At 61.4% G+C, this 19016-nt stretch carries 14 protein-coding genes and 1 pseudogene; 3 read left to right on the top strand and 12 right to left on the bottom strand.

Features of this window, described 5'->3' with window-relative positions:
• Nucleotides 1–106 precede the first annotated feature (106 nt).
• On the bottom strand, nucleotides 107–1141 hold the full coding sequence (locus tag ACIPSK_RS04495) for an aldo/keto reductase (RefSeq protein ID WP_162115993.1): 1035 nt from the start codon (nucleotides 1139–1141) through the stop codon (nucleotides 107–109).
• Nucleotides 1142–1233: 92 nt separating this feature from the next.
• Between ACIPSK_RS04495 and ACIPSK_RS04490 the strand changes: the two genes are divergently transcribed.
• On the top strand, nucleotides 1234–2136 hold the full coding sequence (locus ACIPSK_RS04490) for a LysR family transcriptional regulator (RefSeq protein ID WP_162115992.1): 903 nt from the start codon (nucleotides 1234–1236) through the stop codon (nucleotides 2134–2136).
• A 254-nt stretch (nucleotides 2137–2390) separates the two neighbouring features.
• Nucleotides 2391–3485, top strand: a complete 1095-nt coding sequence (locus ACIPSK_RS04485; RefSeq protein ID WP_162115991.1) for an AbrB family transcriptional regulator — start codon at nucleotides 2391–2393, stop codon at nucleotides 3483–3485.
• Here ACIPSK_RS04485 and ACIPSK_RS04480 read toward each other — a convergent pair.
• On the bottom strand, nucleotides 3445–4356 hold the full coding sequence (locus ACIPSK_RS04480) for an AraC family transcriptional regulator (protein WP_170281187.1): 912 nt from the start codon (nucleotides 4354–4356) through the stop codon (nucleotides 3445–3447). The genes ACIPSK_RS04485 and ACIPSK_RS04480 overlap by 41 nt on opposite strands.
• Nucleotides 4357–4401: 45 nt before the next feature.
• On the opposite strand from ACIPSK_RS04480, the gene ACIPSK_RS04475 reads away from it, so the two are divergent.
• Entirely contained in the window at nucleotides 4402–4809 is a 408-nt protein-coding gene (locus tag ACIPSK_RS04475; protein ID WP_162115989.1) for a DUF2000 family protein, read from the top strand.
• Nucleotides 4810–4861: 52 nt separating this feature from the next.
• On the opposite strand, the gene ACIPSK_RS04470 is transcribed toward ACIPSK_RS04475, so the two are convergent.
• From ACIPSK_RS04470 to ACIPSK_RS04425, 10 genes and pseudogenes are all read right to left on the bottom strand, one after another.
• Complete coding sequence (locus ACIPSK_RS04470; protein WP_026154229.1) at nucleotides 4862–5527, bottom strand: OmpA family lipoprotein; 666 nt, start codon at nucleotides 5525–5527, stop codon at nucleotides 4862–4864.
• 250 nt (nucleotides 5528–5777) lie between these two features.
• On the bottom strand, nucleotides 5778–6776 hold the full coding sequence (locus ACIPSK_RS04465; RefSeq protein ID WP_026154230.1) for a flagellin N-terminal helical domain-containing protein: 999 nt from the start codon (nucleotides 6774–6776) through the stop codon (nucleotides 5778–5780).
• A gap of 373 nt (nucleotides 6777–7149) precedes the next feature.
• Entirely contained in the window at nucleotides 7150–10305 is a 3156-nt protein-coding gene (locus ACIPSK_RS04460; protein ID WP_446532630.1) for an efflux RND transporter permease subunit, read from the bottom strand.
• A complete protein-coding gene (locus ACIPSK_RS04455; RefSeq protein WP_446532629.1) occupies nucleotides 10302–11513 on the bottom strand; it encodes an efflux RND transporter periplasmic adaptor subunit in 1212 nt (403 codons plus the stop codon). Before ACIPSK_RS04455 ends, ACIPSK_RS04460 begins: the two co-directional genes overlap by 4 nt.
• Before the next feature lie 266 nt (nucleotides 11514–11779).
• Complete coding sequence (locus ACIPSK_RS04450) at nucleotides 11780–12712, bottom strand: adenylate/guanylate cyclase domain-containing protein (protein ID WP_162115986.1); 933 nt, start codon at nucleotides 12710–12712, stop codon at nucleotides 11780–11782.
• A gap of 180 nt (nucleotides 12713–12892) precedes the next feature.
• Nucleotides 12893–13144: pseudogene (locus tag ACIPSK_RS04445) on the bottom strand (PIN domain-containing protein); the annotation flags it as partial.
• Between the two features lie 63 nt (nucleotides 13145–13207).
• Nucleotides 13208–14758: a SpoVR family protein gene (locus tag ACIPSK_RS04440; RefSeq protein ID WP_162115984.1), complete on the bottom strand. Its 1551-nt coding sequence runs from the start codon at nucleotides 14756–14758 to the stop codon at nucleotides 13208–13210.
• A complete protein-coding gene (locus ACIPSK_RS04435) occupies nucleotides 14755–16029 on the bottom strand; it encodes a YeaH/YhbH family protein (RefSeq protein ID WP_162115983.1) in 1275 nt (424 codons plus the stop codon). The genes ACIPSK_RS04440 and ACIPSK_RS04435 overlap by 4 nt, the downstream gene beginning before the upstream one ends.
• 12 nt (nucleotides 16030–16041) lie before the next feature.
• A complete protein-coding gene (locus ACIPSK_RS04430; RefSeq protein ID WP_017965069.1) occupies nucleotides 16042–17985 on the bottom strand; it encodes a PrkA family serine protein kinase in 1944 nt (647 codons plus the stop codon).
• A 429-nt stretch (nucleotides 17986–18414) separates the two neighbouring features.
• Entirely contained in the window at nucleotides 18415–18891 is a 477-nt protein-coding gene (locus ACIPSK_RS04425; RefSeq protein ID WP_017965070.1) for a VOC family protein, read from the bottom strand.
• Between the last annotated feature and the right edge of the window lie 125 nt (nucleotides 18892–19016).

The following is a 19016-nucleotide window of genomic DNA, read 5'->3' as shown; positions in this document are numbered from 1 at the left end:
GGTATGCGGCAAGTCAAAGCGGCTGTCCAGTTAAGATTGGGAGAAGAATTCATTCCCCTTTTGTTGTAGGCGGCTTGTTATAGCCAAATCCGCCGCCCCCGGCGCCTCAGACGATCGGCGGATTGAGCCGCGCAAAACCCTCCTGCCGCCGATAGGGGAAATAGGGATAAGGCGCCGTCACCGCGCTGACGGCGTCGAGCCTTTCGATCTGAGCCTTCGACAGACTCCAGCCGACCGCGTCGAGGTTCTGCCTGAGCTGCTCCTCGTTTCTGGCGCCGATGATGACGCTCGACACCGTCGGCCGGCTGAGCAGCCAGTTGATGGCGATTTGCGGCACCGTCCGGCCGGTCTCGCCCGCGATGGCGTCGAGCACGTCGACGATGTCGAACAGCTTTTCGTCGTCGACCGGCGGGCCGTATTGCGCCGTCTCGTGCAGACGGCTTGCCGCAGGCAGCGGCTGGCCGCGGCGGATCTTGCCGGTCAGCCGTCCCCAGGCAAGCGGGCTCCAGACCAGCGCTCCAACACCCTGGTCGGCGCCAAGCGGCATCAGCTCCCATTCGTAATCGCGCCCGGCCAGCGAATAATAGACCTGGTGGGCGACATAACGCGGATAGCCGTGGTGCTCGGCGGCGGCGAGCGACTTCATCAGTTCCCAGCCGGCAAAATTCGAAGCGCCGACATAGCGGATCTTGCCTGCGGCGACGAGCCCATCGAGCGTCGACAGCACCTCCTCGACCGGCGTCGAGGCATCGAAAGCATGAAGCTGCAGCAGGTCGATATAGTCGGTCCCGAGCCGGCGCAGCGCATCCTCGGTGGCGCGGATCAGCCGCGCCCGCGACGTTCCCCAGTCCTGCGGCCCATCGCCCATCGGCAGCGCCGTTTTCGTCGAGATCAGCACAGCGTCGCGCCGGCCGCGGATCGCCTGGCCGAGCACTTCTTCGGAAGCGCCGGCCGAATAAACGTCGGCTGTGTCGAAAAGATTGACGCCGGCTTCCAGGCAGATGTCGACGAGCCGCCGCGCTTCCTCGGCACCGGTATTGCCCCAGGCGCCGAAAAGTGGGCCGCTGCCGCCGAATGTGCCCGCGCCGAAGCTTAAGACCGATACTCTGAGGCCGGATGCGCCGAGATTTCTGTAGTCCATGGACCTGTCTCCTGTCTTTCCTATGAGATAGACCTTGGCCGTTCGATGATATAGATTGCCCACCAGCAAAACATTTGTGATTTGAATTCATCATGAGCCGTCAGGACATCAATCGCTCCGGCGAAATGGAAGTCTTCGTCAGTGTCGTCGAGCGCGGTGGCTTTTCGGCCGCCGCCACGGCCCGGCGCATGACGCCGTCGGCCGTCAGCAAACTCGTCGCCCGGCTGGAGACACGCCTCGGCGCCCGCCTCGTCAACCGCTCGACGCGAAGGCTGCAACTGACGCCGGAAGGCTGCACCTTCTACGAGCGCAGCATCGCCATCCTTGCCGATATCACCGAGGCCGAGCATCAGGCCTCGACCGGCGAACAGGCCTCAGGCCGCATCCGCATCAACACCAGCGGCTCCTTCGGCAACCATCTGCTGGCGCCGCTCGTGCCTGCTTTCATGGCGCATCATCCGGCCGTGACGCTGGATATTTCCCATACCGACAGGATAGTTGACCTGATGGAAGAGCGCGCCGATGTCGCGATCCGCGCCGGCCCCTTGAAGAATTCCAGCCTGATCGCCCGCAAGCTTGGCGCCACCGGCAAGATCATCGTCGCGTCGCCGGATTATCTCTCGCGTCACGGCAAACCACACACGACCGCCGATCTCCGCCGTCATTGCCGTATCGGCTTTTCCTATGCCCGCGCCATCGAGGGCTGGCCGCTGCGCGAGGACGGCGAAACGGTGATGATCCCGATCACACCGGGCGTGCAGGTGGGAGACGGCGAAGCCATGCGCCACCTCGCTTTGTCCGGTGCCGGCCTTGCCCGCCTTGCCGCCTTCACCGTGCGCGCCGATATCGATGCCGGGCGCCTGGTGCCGGTGCTTGAGGAGGCCAATCCCGGCGATCTCGAAGAGTTCTACGCCCTCTATATGGGCCAGGGTGGCCCGCTGCCGGCGCGTGTACGCGCGCTGCTCGATTTTCTCGTCAGCTATGTGCATTTCTAGTGCATCTCGTTCAAAACCGTTCAGTGGCTTTGGAGGACGATCTGCATGAAAACAACAACTTGAAGCGGCCGCATGAATCAGTTTCGCATTCCAAGACGCCAAGAAGCCAGATTTCGCAATTGACCGCCGCCGTGCCACCCACCTATACCGGACCCGCGCCGGGCGGCTCCTGCAGCCGGCCTATCTTCGTCATGCCGGAGCTTCTCCTACCTTCAACCTCAGGGCTTGGCACGGCCAGGAAAGAGACGGGGATCATGTCATTCAGCGACGCGAGCCGCCTGCTGCGGGATGCCGGCCTGCCGAAATGGGCACTGCTGCTCGCGCTTTCCACAGCTTTCGTCGTCTTCCTCGAGCTCTTCGCACTGCCGGCCTCGCTGCTGATCGGGCCGATGGTCGCGGCAATCGCGCTGGCGCTAACCGTCGGCAAGGGAAAGCTTCGCGTGCCCTTCTGGCCGCTGCAATTCGGCCAGGTCCTCGTCGGCCTGATGATGGCGCGCACCATCACTCCCGATATTTTCGGCACCATGGCGAAAGACGCGCCGCTCTTTCTGTTGTTCATCTTCTCGGTCATCGCCATCGCCACCGGCCTCGGCTGGCTGCTGACGCGCTGGCAGGTGCTGCCGGGAACGATCGCGGTCTGGGGCTCCTCGCCGGGCGGCGCCTCCGCCATGGTCATCATGTCGGAAGCTTATGGCGCCGATGCCCGTCTCGTCGCCTTCATGCAGTATCTGCGCGTCGTCTTCGTCGCCGTCGGCGCCTCGGTGATCTCGCGCCTGTGGGTGGCGGCCGACGGCGCCGAGCCGCCGCCGCTTGTCCTCTTTCCGGAGATTGACCGGCCGGCCTTTGCAGCGACCATGGCTTTTGCGGCCTTTTGCGCCTATGGCGTTTGGCGCCTGCGCCTCCAGGGCGGCACGATCATCGTGCCGCTCTTTCTCGGCGCCCTGCTGCAGGGGATGGGCCTGCTGAAGATCGAGCTGCCGATGTGGCTGCTCGCCATCGCCTATGCACTGGTCGGCTGGAGCATCGGCCTGCGTTTCACCCGCTCGATCCTCAAGCACGTGGCGCGCGCCCTGCCGAGGGTATCGGCCTGCATCGTGCTGCTGATGGCGCTCTGCGGCTGCATGGCGGTGGCGCTTCACGTCTTCGCCGGCATAGATCCGCTGACCGCCTATCTCGCCACCAGCCCCGGCGGCGCCGATTCCGTCGCCATCATCGCCGCCTCCAGCGATGTCGACGTGCCCTTCGTGATGGCGATGCAGACCGGCCGTTTCCTGGTGATCCTGATGATCGGCCCGATGCTCGCCCGTTTCATCGCACGCCGTTCCGGCCTTGCGGAAAGCCCCGCCTAGTGCCCTGCTTGGGGTGGAATGCGAGTGCTGCCCACTGGCCAGGCGTCATGCCGTAGGCCTTTTTGAAATGGCGGTTGAGATGGCTTTGGTCGGCAAAGCCTGTCGCCGCCGCCACATCGGAAATCCCCTCGCCCGCGCCGATCATCGCCCGGGCTCGCTGCAGCCGCCGCATCAGCAGGTAGCGATGCGGACTGGTGGCAAAGGCCGCCCGGAAATGCCGCGACAGCGCAAAACGGTCGAGACCCGTTACCGCCTCAAGCTCGCCGGAATTCACTGCCCGGGTCGCGTGCGCCTCGAGATAATCCCGTGCCGCCCGCGCCTGCCGCCAGGCGACGAGGCCCAGCGGCCGCGACGGCAGGCGCGCATGCCGGGACAGGCCGCCTGCCACCTGCGATAGGAAATCGTCGACGAAAAGCGCGTCCAGTTCGCGGTCGAGTTCGCCGAGAACCGCCAGCAGTACAGCCGCTAGCGCCGGATCGCTGACCACGGGTTCGCCGACGAATGGCAGGCCGACCCGATCCACCTCCGGGCATTCAAGCAGCAGCGACGGCTCCAGATAGAGCATGCGGTATTGCAGCCCATCTTCCGTCCCCGCCCCGCCATCGTGCTCTTCGTCGGGATGCAGCACGATCACCTGCCCCGGCAGGCTGAAGCGCCGCTCGCCGCGATAGCGGAAGGTCTGTACGCCTTTCAGCGTCACGCCCAGAGCATAAGTGTCGTGCCGGTGCGGCTCGAAGGCATTGCCTGAGAACTGCGCCTCGATGCGTTCGATACCCGGAAAGGCCGGCGCGGCAAGGATGCCGTTGCCGGATGATCCCGCGCACAAACGTTCAAGACCTTCGAAGGCCTGCGGATGTAGATCCTGGCTCAACGCGCCCGATACTCCATAACCCGTAGATAGGTGAAAGATCGTCCGATGTTTGATACCAAAATTGCCGTCGTCCTGCGAAACAATCTTGCCGGCTGGCAGAAGCTGAACGTCACCGCCTTCCTGATGACAGGGATAGCAGGTCGGCATCCCGAGATCATCGGCGAAGCCTACAGGGACCGCGCCGACAACCTCTACAATCCGCTATCGATCCAGCCGATCATCGTGCTCTCCGCAGACGAGGCGACCATATCAGCCATTCATCGCCGCGCGCTGGAGCGCGATATCACCAGCTCGCTCTTTATCGAGGAAATGTTTGCAACCGGCCACGACGCGGCCAACCGCGCCGTCTTCGCAGAATTTGCGCCCGAAGATGCCAAGGTGGTCGGCATCGCCCTGCGTGCCGAAAAGAAAATCGTCGACAAAATCACCAAGGGTGCGACGATGCAGCACTGACGAAAAAGGCCGGGAGTGACCCGGCCTTTCCGCAAATGCATATGAGCCGGAATCAGCCCTGTGTGATCGGCGCGATCTGGATCTCGACGCGGCGGTTCTGCGCGCGGCCGGCCTCGTTCGCATTGGAGGCGACCGGCTGGGACGGGCCGAAACCGACGGCGGAGACGCGGCGCTGGTCGATGCCCTGGCCGCCGAGATAATCGGCAACCGACAACGCGCGGCGCTGCGACAGGTCTTGATTATGCTGCAGGCTGCCGGTCGAATCCGTATGGCCGTTGACGTCGATCAGCGTGCGGTTGAACTTGCGCAGCACGATCGCCACCGAATTCAGCGTCGGATAGAAGCCCGGCTTTACCGCGTCCTGATCGACGTCGAAGGTGATGTTCGAGGGCATGTTGAGGATGATGTTGTCGCCGTTACGAGTCACCGAAATGCCAGTGCCTTCGAGTTGGGCGCGAAGCTCTGATTCCTGCTGGTCCATGTAATTGCCGATCGCACCGCCGGCGAGAGCGCCGACGCCCGCGCCGATCAGCGCCGCATTGCGCTTGCCGTGGCCGCCGCCGCCGACGGCCACGCCGACGAGCGCGCCCCCGAGGGCGCCAAGCGCGGCGCCGCCGGCCGTATTGGAAACCTTCTGTTCACCGGTATAGGGATCGGTCGTCGTGCAGGCGCTGAGATAGCTTGTGGCAATAGCGAGAAGTAGGAATTTTTTGATCATGGACAGGACGGTCTCCGTTCGACTGATGCGACCAAATGGCAAGGATTGCGGCAAGAAAATGAAGATGTTCTCCTGATACGGCAAATTCGGACGTCGAAACACCGCCATGTTGCCGGAATGCGCTGATTATCACCAGTTTTGGTGGATGCCGTCCCTGCGCCTGCACGGGAATTTGTGAAACTCAGCGGCGGAAAGCACTTCCTGCCTGCGGAGTTCGATGTCGCGCGTTTCTGATCAAGAGAGTCTGGCCTCAGAAATTCTGGAACAACTGCCGCACGGTATCGTAAGTTGCGTTGGCGATGTTCAGTGATTGCAGACCGAGTTGCTGCTGCGTCTGCAGCGCCCGCAGCCTGCTCGACTCCTCCTCCATGTCGGCATCGACGAGCCGGCCAATGCCGCCGGTGATGTTGTCATGCAGTTTCGTCGCGAAGTCGTTCTGCAGATTGATGCGTTTTTCCAGCGCGCCAAAAGCCGAACCGACCGTCGTCAGCTGCGTCAGCGCTGCATCGACGACGCTGATCATTTCGCTGACCTGTCCTTTCGTCGTGCTGGCCGAGAGCGAAATCACCACCTGCCCGGTGGTGGTGCCGTTCTTGCTCTGCATCAGCACATAGTCCTGCGAGGCGCCGAGTTCGGTGGCGAAGTAGGCCGATGTCAACACGCCGTATTCGCCCGAACCGGTGGCGCGATCGTCGATCAGGTAGCGGGCGTCCTTGGAGGTCGTGGTCCCGCTCGGCGTCGTGTCGATATGGTAGCTCAGCATGCCGACCGAGATCGTACCGTCGGCGTTGCGGATGAACGAGGCCGGGATCTGGCGCGGCTGCGTCGGCGTCGCATCGTTGGTAAGGACCACCCAGTTGTCGCTATTGAAGGTCGCCGATTCCGAAACGCTGCGCAGTTGCTCCTGCAGCTGTTTGATCTCTTCGTTGACCTTGTTCTTGTCGATGCCGTCTTCGGTCGCGGCAACCAGCTTGGCCTTGATTTCGGAGACGACGTCGATGACATTCTGAACGCCGGTATAGGCCGTTCCCATCGTCGCCGCCGCCATGCCGAGTGCATCCTGGATCGCCGAAACCGCCTTGTTGTCGGTCCGAGCAGTGGTAGCGATCGACCAGTAGACGGAATTGTCTCTGGCTTCTGCGACACGCATACCGGTGGTGATGTGGTTTTGCGTGACCGCCATATTACGGTTGATATCGCGCAGCACATGAAGCGCCGCATCCACCGAGACGCGCTGATAAATACTCACGAGACGAAACTCCAAAAACACAACAAGACGCAAACTGCACAAGAAATGAACCGTCCGCACGGACTCTCATGTCCGGGGTCGCTGGAATTCCAGCGCGTGCGGCCTCCAAGAAACGAAGAAGACCAATCGGTTACTGGTAACAATCATTGCCGGTTATGCTTAATAAACGACTAAACTTCAGAAGTAATTTAGCTTATTTCACAAGGTTTCATACACCAAGAGAAACGCCGCCGGATTGCCGCGTCGCGCGTCTTCTTAGACCCGCAAAGGACGCTGTAGCACTTCGAATTGCCGCATAATTTTGTCCTTAAATCGATTAGGATTCAAGGAGCTATGCAGCAGGTCCGGCAGCGATCGAAGTCGGATGAAAGCCTTATTCGGCGGCCTGTAGCTGCTCGTCGTCGGGCGCAGCGCGCGGCCGCGTGGCGACCGACATCTCTTCGTGCAGGCGCGCCTCCTCATGGGCGTGCGGCTTGGCGAAGCGGGCAAGCAGCAGATAGGCGACCGGCGTGATGAACAACGTTACCAGCGTCGCGAAACCGAGACCGCCGACGATCACCCAGCCGAGCGCAATACGCGCTTCGGCACCGGCGCCATGGGCAAAGACCAGTGGCACGCCGCCGAGGATGGTGGCGATCATCGTCATCATTACAGGTCGAAGGCGTAGCGCGCAGGCCTTCTCGATCGAGGACCGCACATCTTCGCCCCGGTCGCGCTGCTGATTGGCGAATTCGACGATCAGGATGCCGTTCTTCGCCATGACGCCGACCAGGAGCACCAGGCCGATCTGGCTGTAGATGTTGAGGCTGGAGCCGGTGATAACAAGCGCGAAGACGGCGCAGGCAAGACCAAGCGGCACCGTCGACATGATGATCAGCGAGGACAGCACGCTTTCGAACTGCGCCGCCAGTACCAGAAAGATGATGACGATGGCAAAACCGAAGGTGAGCGCCATGCCGCTCGAATTCTCTTCCAGCGTCGCGGCTTCGGCGAGCGGCAACAAACGCGAGCCCGCCGGCAGTAGCGGCGCGGCAAGTTCAGTGACCTGCTTGACCGCATCGCCGAGCGACATGCCGTTCTTGAGGCCGGCGGTGATTGCCACCGAGGCCAGCTGCTGCTCGCGGTTCAGCTGCGGCGCGACCGAGCCTTCCTTCATCGTGGCGATGACCGACATCGGCACGATCTTGCCGTCGCCGGTCTTCAGGAACACGTTTTCGAGGTCGGTCGGGTCGTCGATCGGCCGCGTCGTCGAGGTCAGAAGCACGGGATAGGATTCGCCGTCGACGAAGACGTCGACCACCGAGCGCCCTTCGAGCAGTGACTGGATCGCCGTCGAGAGCCCGGTTATGTCGATGCCGAGATCGGACGCGCGCTCGCGATCGATCGCCACCGATACCTGCGCTTGGCTGGGCTCGTTGGTCAAGCGCGGCGTATCATACTGGCCAGTGGCCTCCAGGGCCTGAACCAGCTTGGCCGCCGCCGCCGTCAACGCCTCGTGATCATTGCCGATCAGCGCCATCTGCAGACCACTGCCGGCCCCGCGGATGCGTAGGCTGTTGGAGGAGATGGCATTGCCGCGCAGAGCCGGCACCCTGGAGGCTGCCTGGTTGATATCGCCGACGATCTCCGTCTGTGTCCTGTCACGTTCTCCCCAGGGGGCGAGCGTCAGCACCATGAAGCCGCTGTTCAGCGAACCGCCCTGCCCGGAGATCGAGAAGACGTTGCGGATGTCACCGCTGTCGACCAGCGGCTGCAGATATTGCTCGACGAGCTGCATCTTGTCGCGGGTATATTCGAGGCTCGATCCCTGCGGCGTCGTCAGCCGCATCATCACCATCGAGCGGTCCTCTTCGGGCGTCAGCTCGCTCTTGACCGTCGAGAAGGCGAGGAGTGCCGCGCCGGCAAAGATCACCGAGAAGAGGATGACGACGAAGGGCGCGTTGAGACAGCCGTGCAGAGCCCATTTGTAGAGATTGGCAAGCGTGCCGCCGAAGCGGCCCAGCGCGCCGTGATCTTCGAGCATCGGCTTCGTCAGCATGCGCGAGGCAAGCATGGGACACAGCGTCAGCGCCACGATCGACGACAGCCCGACCGAGAAGGCGAGCACGAAGCCGAATTCGCGGAACAGGCCGCCGACTTGTCCCGGCAGGAAGGAGAGCGGAATGAAGACCGCCGCCAACGTCGCCGTCGTGGCGATCACCGCGAAGAACACCTCGCGCGTGCCAAGCACCGCCGCCGCGCGCGGCCCCATGCCTTCGGCGCGCCGGCGCACGATATTTTCGAGCACGACGATCGCGTCATCGACGACGAGGCCGGTCGCCAGCACGATCGCGAGCAGCGTCAGGATGTTGATCGAGAAGCCGACCATGTAGATCGCCGCCAGCGTGCCGATCAGCGCCACCGGCATGCTGACCGCCGGGATCAGCGTCGCCCGCCAATCGCGCAGGAAGAGATAGATGACGGCGGTGACGATGACGGCGGCGAGCACCAGCGCCAGCACCACCTCGTGGATCGCACCTTGGATGAAGACGGCGTCATCGCTGGTGATGGCGATCGTCGTGCCCTCGGGCAGCGTCTTCGACAGTTGGTCGACGGCCGCCTTGATGCCGGTCGAGATGTTCAGCGTATTCGACTGCGCCTGGCGGATGATGCCGAGGCCGATGCCCGGCTTGCCGTTGGAGCGCAGCGCCGTTTCGCCGTCGCGCGGCCCAAGCATCACCGTCGCGACGTCGCCGAGCCTGACGCGGTCCTGCAGGATGACGTTGGAAAAATCCGCCGGCGTCTGCAGGTTGGCGGTCGCGCGCACCACGATATCCTGCGTATTGCTCTTCAGCGAGCCGGCCGGTACGTCGAGTGCCGCATTATCGAGCGCCTTCGTCAGGTCGCCGATGGTCAGCCCGCGACTGGCGAGAGCCCCCTGGTCGACGTCGACGCGGAACACCTTCTCCTGGTCGCCATATTCCTCGACGTCGGCAACCCCGTCGACGGAGGCGAGGCGATCGATCACCTCGTTTTCGACCAGCTGGGTCAGGTCGTCCATGTTGAGCTTGGTGGAGGTGACGGCGAGGCGCATGATCGCCGAGGAATCCGAATCCGCCTTGACGATCTGCGGCGCATCCGCTTCGTCGGGCAGGTTCTGGGTAATGCGGCCGATCGCGTCGCGCACGTCGTTGGCGGCGACCGAGAGATCGATCGCATCCGAGAATTCCAACGTCACCCGGCTCTGACCGAAGGACGAGGTCGACGAAATCGATTTCAGGCCGCTGACGCGCGCGACCGCCCCCTCGATCACCTTGGTCAGCTCCTGGTCGATCGTCTGCGGCGATGCGCCGTCGAAGGTGGTGCGCACGGTGACGACGGGACGGTCCACATCGGGCAGTTCGCGCACCTCGACGCCAACATAGGCGGCAAGGCCGGCAACGACCATCAGCGTGTTGAACACCAGCGCCAGAATCGGACGGCGAACGAAAAGCGCGGTGAAGCCCTGTTTGCCCGAGCCTCTGTCCTGATGAATCTCGGTCGCGCTCATCGGGCGACGACCTCCGCATTCGCGGCGACATCGGCGTTGACACGCACCGCCCCACCCTCACGCACGCGCTGCAGGCCCTGTGTGACGATCACGTCGCCGTCCTTGAGGTCGGCTTTGACGAGTACGAAATCCGGGTTGCGCTGCACGATGCTGACCCGCACCTTGCGTGACTTGTCGTCGTTGACCTGCCAGACGAAGGAGCCCTGCGAGTCCCACTGCACGGAGACCGGATCGACCGCCGGATATTTGTCGCCGGCAAATTTCATGCTGACGTTGAAGGACATGCCGGCGCGCAGTTCATCCGAACTATTGTCGATCTTGGCGCGTAGGCGAAGCGTGCGGCTTGCCGCGTCGATGCGGTTATCGACGGCTTCGACCACGCCCGAAAACACCTGTCCCGGCCGTGCGACCGACATCGCCTCGACCGGCTGGCCGACCGACACCGTATTGGCGAAGCGCTCCGGCACCCAGTAATCGACGAGAATTTCCGAACGGTCGTCGAGCGTGACGATCGGGATACTCGTCGTGACGTTGTCGCCGATATTGACCGGTACGATGCCGACGATGCCGTCGATCGGCGCGGTGATATTACGTCGTGCGAGATTGAGCTCCGCGGCCTGCAGTTGCAACCGAGCGCCCTGCTCGGCGATCTCGGAATCGAAGACGTCCATGCGCGACACGCTGGACTTGATGTTGTGATAGAGATTGGATTTCTCGACGGCGGCCTTGACCGCCACATCGGCCTGGCCGCGGGCGATCACCTGCTCCTCGCTGTCGAGCTTGGCGAGCACCTGCCCGGCCTTGACCCTGTCGCCCGACTTGATGAGGATTTCGCGGATCGTGCCCGATGCCTGCGGCGTGACCGCGACCGAGCGGATCGCGTCACCCGTGCCGATGGCGTTCAGCCGGTCGTTGGCGACGCCCTGGACGACAGCCTGCGTGGCGACGAGAATGGCGCTGTTGCGCCCGCCGCCACCTCGGCGGTTCTGTCCCTGCCCTTGCCCGTCGCCACGCTGCTGCCCTTGCGCCCGGGTAGGAGCGTCGGCATCCGCCGTCTCCTCAGCCTTCGGCGCGATCTTGGAAACGATGCTGTCTGGGATGCCTGCATCGCGCATCATATCGCCGGCGCCGGGCACAAAGAAAACCCACGCGGCAAAGCCGGCAACAATGGCGATGATCGACAGTATGAACTGCTTCCAAAAGGCCATTCACGTCTCCGGAGGGACTCGAGGTTGGACCAGGGTCGGTCGAAAGAGGCGTTGGGGATCAAGATTCCCCTCTGATGCGACAATATCGCGCGTTTGCAGCTTACCGGCAAGCATAAGCAGGCGGCATTACTGATTTGTAATATCAGCAAAGAATGGAAATAACCCGGCCGCTCACTTTTGCTTGAACGGACACTCGCCCATGTCCTTGACACCGCCGATTATCGGCCGAGATACCGTACAAATCCCTGGCGATGCGGGTTGGACGTCTATCGGCGCATCGACCACCGCAGGCCCATCACGGCCGCAATGCCCAGTATCGGCCACACCGCCCAGAACTGCCCCGTCCAAGTGAAGAGGTTGATACCGGCAATGCCGAGCGCCAGGATTGCCAGCGAGGTGATCCTGCGGTTGAACAGGATCTGATCGCGGTTCCAGGCAAGCGCCGCGACGACGGCGAGCGCAAGCACCGGAAAACGCCCCCAGAAGACGCCCTGCCATGACAGCAGATTGATGCCGATCAGGACAGCGGCGATGACGGCGAGCACGCCGTACAGCCTGCGTCCGCGCGGTATCGGCCTTGCCTCGGCCGTATCAGCCGCCATAACCGCCGCCGGCTGCGGCTGCGGCTGCGGACGCGCGGAGCCGGATCGTTGAGCGGGCGGCGTCTCGTCCTTGGCGTCGCCGATCTTCACCGCGTAGCTCGGCACGCCTTCATCGACGTTCTTCACCATCAACGGTCCGAGAAACTCGAAACCAACAGTCACCTTGTTGCGGACCTGGTCGTAAACGGAACTTGATATGACGATGCCGCCGGCCGCAGCCGACGCCTGCAGCCGCGCCGCTATATTGACCCCGTCGCCATAGATGTCGTCGCCTTCGACGATCACGTCGCCGAGATTGATGCCGATGCGGAAGAGCATGCGCCCGTCGGCCGGGCGGCGGGCGTTGAAGCCAGCGAGTTCGTTCTGAGTGTCGACGGCCGCGCGCACCGCTTCGACCACGCTCGGGAAATCGGCGATCAGTCCATCGCCCCAGGTATTGATGACGCGGCCGCCATGGCTTTCGATCAGGCGCCCCATCGCCTCCCGGCAGCGCTTCAGGCTCGCAAGCGTCCCCTCCTCATCAGCCCCCATCAGCCGCGTATAGTCCTGCACGTCAGCACAGAAGATCGTCGTCAGCTTGCGCCGCGTGTCACTCATGGTCTCTCGTCTCCGCGCTATCCGCCCTCGGGAAAGATTGCTGCAAAGGCTAAAATGGTCGATTGGAGATCATGGGCTATTGCAGCGGCGGTAAGTTACTAAGCCTTTGTCTTCGTTGCCACCGATAATTGTTGATCGTCGACCCGCGTTTTCCCGGACATGAGAGGCGGCGTGGACGATTCAGCTTTCTTCATTCGCCCAGTCATTGACCTTCAAACGCTCCGAAACACACGGAAAAGCCTTGTCGCGCGTGACGAGGGTTGCGGCAGTTGCAACTGCATGAGCGGCAATCATCATATCGAGGGGCGACAGGGTCATGCTTTTGGCTTCGCAGGCAGTGCGCAGGTCGCCATAAGCTCGCGTGATGTCGTGATCCCAAGGAACAACGTCGACCCGGTGCAGGAAATGCTTGATCCGTTCTGACAGCGCCTCGCTTTGCAAGACCGTAACGGCTCCAGATCTATCTAAGTCCGGCAATTCAAGAAAAACGCCAGGTTACTGAATGATCTTGCGCGGGCTCGCCGTGTGTTCTCTCGCGACGCTGTTGGAATCATCGATTTCCTGAAGCAGGACCTCGTAGCCCCAGAGATCGGCAAGATGCTGCAAGACCAGTTTCATGTCGGCTTCCTGAAGATAGCAGCCATTCATGACGATGTGCTGCAGCAACAGGCGGCGGTCGCCGGCGAGGTCGACATCGACGATATCGATGGCCGGATCGGTCCAGCCGATATCGTATTCGCGGGAGAGCTGGCGGCGGATGCGCAGGTATCCGCGCTCATTATGGATCGCCGAAACCAGCACCCCCTCGGTCTGTTCGGGATCGTCGTAGAGATGGAACAGCCGCAGCTGCCGGATCAGGTTCGGGCTGAGGAACTGGCTGATAAAGCTTTCGTCCCGGTAATTGGCCCAGATGTCGCGCAGGACCGCCATCGCATCGCCTCTTCCGGCGATATCGGGGAACCATGCGCGGTCCTCTTCCGTCGGCGTCGTGACGATCCGCTCGATATCCTGCATCATCGCAAAGCCAAGCGCATAGGGATTGAAGCCCGAGAACCGACGGTCGTCATAGCTCGGCTGGAACACGACGTTGGCATGCGACTTCAGGAATTCGAGGAAGTTTCCGTCGCTGATCTGCCCCCGCCCGTGAAGCCGGTTCATGATCTGGTAGTGGACGAAGGTGGCGGTTCCCTCGTTCATTACCTTGGTCTGCCGCTGGGGGTGAAAATATTGTGCGACGTGGCGGACGATGCGAAGGATTTCACGCTGCCACGGCTGCAACCGCGGCGCTGATTTTTCGAGAAAATAAAGGATGTTGTCCTGCGGAAGACCGAGGGCGGCGCGGCGCTTTTCCAGGCCGCTGTCGCCCGCCTTCCGAGCCTTGCCGACAGGGACAGTGCGCCACAGATCGTTGAACATCTGCTCCTCGTGGGCGCGGCGCTCCTGCTGTCGCTTCTCCTCCTGGCGAAGATCGATCGTGGTCTTGCCCGCGTATCGATGCACCCCGTGCGACATCAGCGCATGGGCTGCATCCAGCGTGCGCTCGACGGCCATCTCGCCGTAACGCTCCTCGCAGCGGGTGATATAACCCTTGGCGAAATCGAGGTAATCGAGGATACCCTCGGCATCGGTCCATAGCTTGAAGAGATAATTGTTCTTGAAGAAATGGTTGTGGCCGAAGGCCGCATGCGCGGTGACGAGCGTCTGCATCGTCGCCGTGTTTTCCTCCATCAGGTAGGAGATGCAGGGAGAGCTGTTGATGACGATCTCATAGGCGAGGTCGCGCATCCCGCGGCGGTAGAAGGTTTCGTGATGCGCGAAGTGTTTGCCGAAGGACCAATGGCGGTAGAAGAGCGGCATGCCGGTCGACGAATAGGCATCGAGCATCTGCTCCGAGGTAATGACTTCAATCTGGTTCGGATAGACGTCGAGGCCAAGTTCGTCGAGCGCGATCTCCTCGCAGGCGTCGTGAATGCGTTGAAGTGTTGAAAAGTCCCAGTCGGCCCCCTCGAACAACAGCCGTTCTCGTGGCCTCATCGTCATGGTCATGGCGTCACCTTCGACTGTGCGTCACGTTTCTGGAAGAGATCATGGAAAACAGGGAAAATTTCGTTTCGCCGGCAGACCTTGCGCATCGAAAGCGGCTGCAGCTCGGAACGGATCCCGTCATAGAGCATCCAAAGCGGTGAGCGTGATATCGAGGAGTCACCGCCTTCTTCGCCGACCTCGATATAGGCGAAATACTGGCACAGCGGCAAAATCTCGCGCAGCAGCTGTCCGCTCAGGTTCCCGTCGGAATGGGCGTTGTCGCCGTCCGATGCCTGGGCGCCATAGATATTCCATTCCGCCGGATCGAAACGCGCCGCGATGATCGCCCGCATTGCCGCTAGCGCACTGGAGACCAGCGTGCCGCCGGTTGCCGGACCATAGAAGAAGGTTTCCTCGTCGACTTCCTCCGCCTTATCTGTGTGACGGATGAAGACGATCTCGACTTTCTTGTAGCGTTTCGACAGGAAAAGGTAGAGCAGCAGGTAGAACCGCTTCGCCAGGTCCTTCATGTGTTCCGACATGGAGCCGGAGACGTCCATCAAGCAGAACATCACGGCCTTTGCCACAGGCTTCGGCTCGTTTTCGAAGCGGCGATACCGCACGTCGAGCGGATCGATATAGGGAATGCGCCGGCTTTTTTCCGTCAGAGATTTGAGTTTTGCCTCAAGCGCCAGCCGGCTCTCGTCGTCCTCGCATTCCTCGATCTGCCGCTGCAGGGCTTCGATTTCTTCGCGGCGCGGACGGTGAAGCGCGACACGGCGCATCATCGCGAGCCTGGTCGTGCGACCGACGGCAATGTTGGACGGCGATCCCGACACGGAATAGCCGGCACGGAAGGGAGTTTCCTCCTCGGTTTCGGCCAGACGCCGCTTGGCAAGATCGGGCAGTTCCAGATCGTCCAGGAACACATCGAGGAATTCCTCGCGCGTCAGCACAAAGCGGAAGCCGTCCTCGCCGTCACCTTCGCCCGCATCCTTGGGTTTTCCGCCCCTGCTCCCCGGCGGGCGCGGAAGAATGTCGCCTTCGACAAAGGCCCTGTTTCCAGGCAGGATGTGGTCGCGAATGCCGCCATCGCCCCTTCTCAAGTTCGGCTCGGCCATTCCATCGATCGGCAGGCTGATTTCCCCGCCGTCGAGCACATCGCGAATGTTCCGGTTTTGCAGAGAACGCTTTACCGCCTGCTGCACGGCGCCCTTCATGCGCCGAAGAAACCGTTGCCGATTTTCCAGACTTTTACCGCGCGGATTTAGCCGACGGTCGACAATGTGCATATTGGCTCCACATTAACTTGCCTGTTTGACGCGCATGTACCATTCGACGAGGCGCCGAACCTGCCTCTCCGTGTAGCCCCGCGCAGCCATGCGCGAGACAAACTCGCTGTGTTTCTTTTCTGTTTCCGAATCCTTCTTCGAACCGAAGGAAATGACCGGCAAAAGATCCTCGACCTGCGAGAACATTCGTTTCTCGATGACTTCCCGGATCTTCTCGTAGCTCGTCCATGACGGATTCTTTCCGCCGTTGGCTGCCCGTGATCTCAAGCAGAACTTGACGATTTCGTTGCGGAAATCCTTCGGATTGGCAATTCCCGCCGGCTTTTCGATTTTCGTCAGTTCCTGGTTGAGGAGCTCGCGGTCGAGAAGCTGGCCGGTATCGGGATCCTTGAAATCCACATCTTCGATCCAGGCATCGGCATAATCAACGTAGCGGTCGAACAGGTTCTGTCCGTAATCCGCATAGGACTCAAGATAGGCCTTCTGAATCTCATTGCCAATAAACTCTGCGTAACGCGGCGCAAGATCGGCCTTGATGAATTCCAGATAGCGCTTCTCGACATCGTCGGAAAACTGCTCGCGTCGGATCGACTGCTCCAGCACATACATCAGATGAACCGGATCGGCGCCGATATCCGTGGTGTCGTGATTGAAGGTGGAGGCGAGCACCTTGAAGGCGAAGCGGGTCGATATGCCGTCCATGCCTTCGTCGATGCCAGCGGCATCCCGATATTCCTGGACACTGCGGGCGCGCGGATCCGTCTCCTTCAGGCTCTCGCCATCATAGGTGCGCATCTTCGAGAAGTACGTCGAATTCTCATGCTTGCGCAGACGAGAAAGCACGGAGAAGCGGGCCAGCATTTCGAGTGTCGCGGGGGCGCACGGCGCATCGGCGAGTTCCGATCCCTCGATCAGCTTCTCGTAAATCTTCTGCTCTTCCGTGACGCGCAGGCAATAGGGCACCTTGATCACGCAAATACGGTCGATGAAGGCCTCGTTGTTCTTGTTGGCCTTGAAGGTTTGCCATTCCGCTTCGTTCGAATGCGCAAGGACGATGCCGGAGAAGGGTATGGCGCCGATATTCTCGGAGCCGATATAGTTTCCCTCCTGCGTCGCCGTCAGCAGCGGATGCAGCATCTTGATCGGCGCCTTGAACATCTCGACGAATTCGAGCACGCCCTGATTGGCGCGGTTGAGCCCGCCCGAATAGCTGTAGGCATCGGGATCGTTCTGGGAATAGGTCTCCAGCTTGCGGATATCGACCTTGCCGACCAGCGACGAGATATCTTGATTGTTCTCGTCTCCAGGCTCGGTCTTGGCGATGGCGATCTGGCGCAACCGCGAAGGCTGTACTCTGACGACGCGGAAGCGGGAAATATCGCCTCCGAAATCGTCGAGCCGTTTCAGGCACCACGGGCTCATCAGTCCGCTCAGGCGCCGCAGGGGAATGCCGTATTGCTCCTGGAGGAGCGATCCCATCGTGTCCGGGTCGAACAGGTTGAGAGGACTTTCGAAAACGGGGCTGATCTCGTCACCCGCCTTCAGCACGTAGATCGGATGAACCTCCATCAGCAGCTTCAGCCGCTCCGCCAGCGATGACTTGCCGCCGCCGACCGGGCCGAGCAGATAAAGGATCTGCTTGCGCTCCTCGAGCCCCTGCGCGGCGTGCCGGAAAAAGGAAACGATGCGTTCGATTGTCTCTTCCATGCCGTGGAAGCCAGCAAAGGCCGGATAGATCCGCATGGTCCGGTTCATGAAGATCCGGCCGAGGCGCGCGTCCTTGGCGGTATCGACCATCTGCGGCTCGCCTATCGCGGCGAGCAGGCGCTCGGTCGCATTGGCATAGGCAAGCGGTTCCTTTTTGCAAAGGTCCAGATATTCCGCGATCGACATATCGGTTTCGCGACGCGCATCATAACTGCGGGTGAACGCATCAAATACGGATTCGCTCAGCATGGGCCCTCCATTCAAGGTTAATGCCACAGGCTTCAGGTGTCCCTATAACCATCGAGATGGCCATGACGTTCCTGAGAATCAATAGTTTCTTCGGTTATTCCACGCTCACCGGCCATTTCTAGCAATGCACAAAATTGTGCATCCACCGGTTCTTTAATTACTGTACGAAACTGTCGGTCAGTATAGTTGAGAAAGCCGCCATCGCGGTATCAGCACATTTCACGACGTGACAGAAAGATGAAAAAGGTGTGCAATGTCGCCCGTGATTCGAGATCACGAAAGTCAGCGATTGGCAGGCGGCGAACCCCCTTCGATCGGTGAATATCGATGCGCGACGGACCGTATGTCATCGAAATTTGGGGATATTCTTAGAGAAACAGGCGCATGACTATCATGCGCCTGATTTGCGATCATGTCTCCACAGGCCTCTCAGCCGTTGAACGCATTCTCGAGCGCAGCGACGTCGATCTTGACCATGCCGAGCATCACTTCGGTCACGCGCCTTGCCCGCTCAGGGTCGCTGTCGGCGATCATCTCCGATAGCACGCGCGGCACGATTTGCCAGGAAAGGCCCCAGCGGTCCTTCAGCCAACCGCAGGCCTCCGGCGTGCCGCCATTGGCGAGGAATGCCTCCCATATTCGATCGATCTCGGCCTGACCTTCGACGAGGATCGCAATCGAGAACGAATGGTTGAAGCTATCGAGCGGGCCGGCCTTCATTGCCAGGAAGGACTGGTCGGCGAGCGTGAACTCGATCAGCTCGACGCTGCCGGGAGGCCCGCTCGGCGTTTCCGCCTGAAGTATGGTGGTGCGGCCGATCCTGGAGTCCGGGATAACAGACACGTAGAATTCGACGGCTTCGCGCGCTTCCTCGGCGAACCAGAGATTTGAAACGACCTTCGGCATGAAAACGGCCTCCTTGTTGACGGGTGTTGATCCGGACTGCTGTCCGATGCCTCAAGGACGCCTTACTGGCGCCGGTTCCGACACGCCGCGATCGGAATTTTAGCCCTGCCCGCCCGCATCTCGAC

This window comes from Rhizobium sp. LARHSG275, assembly GCF_052871115.1.
This window is presented reverse-complemented; position numbering and strand designations above follow the sequence as displayed.

Excerpts from the sequence above, each read along its gene's own strand:
- ACIPSK_RS04495 (WP_162115993.1), bottom strand. The coding sequence starts at position 1,141 with ATGGACTACAGAAATCTCGGCGCATCCGGCCTCAGAGTATCGGTCTTA.
- ACIPSK_RS04490 (WP_162115992.1), top strand. The coding sequence starts at position 1,234 with ATGAGCCGTCAGGACATCAATCGCTCCGGCGAAATGGAAGTCTTCGTC.
- ACIPSK_RS04485 (WP_162115991.1), top strand. The coding sequence starts at position 2,391 with ATGTCATTCAGCGACGCGAGCCGCCTGCTGCGGGATGCCGGCCTGCCG.
- ACIPSK_RS04475 (WP_162115989.1), top strand. The coding sequence starts at position 4,402 with ATGTTTGATACCAAAATTGCCGTCGTCCTGCGAAACAATCTTGCCGGC.
- ACIPSK_RS04470 (WP_026154229.1), bottom strand. The coding sequence starts at position 5,527 with ATGATCAAAAAATTCCTACTTCTCGCTATTGCCACAAGCTATCTCAGC.
- ACIPSK_RS04460 (WP_446532630.1), bottom strand. The coding sequence starts at position 10,305 with ATGAGCGCGACCGAGATTCATCAGGACAGAGGCTCGGGCAAACAGGGC.
- ACIPSK_RS04455 (WP_446532629.1), bottom strand. The coding sequence starts at position 11,513 with ATGGCCTTTTGGAAGCAGTTCATACTGTCGATCATCGCCATTGTTGCC.
- ACIPSK_RS04450 (WP_162115986.1), bottom strand. The coding sequence starts at position 12,712 with ATGAGTGACACGCGGCGCAAGCTGACGACGATCTTCTGTGCTGACGTG.
- ACIPSK_RS04440 (WP_162115984.1), bottom strand. The coding sequence starts at position 14,758 with ATGACCATGACGATGAGGCCACGAGAACGGCTGTTGTTCGAGGGGGCC.
- ACIPSK_RS04435 (WP_162115983.1), bottom strand. The coding sequence starts at position 16,029 with ATGCACATTGTCGACCGTCGGCTAAATCCGCGCGGTAAAAGTCTGGAA.
- ACIPSK_RS04430 (WP_017965069.1), bottom strand. The coding sequence starts at position 17,985 with ATGCTGAGCGAATCCGTATTTGATGCGTTCACCCGCAGTTATGATGCG.
- ACIPSK_RS04425 (WP_017965070.1), bottom strand. The coding sequence starts at position 18,891 with ATGCCGAAGGTCGTTTCAAATCTCTGGTTCGCCGAGGAAGCGCGCGAA.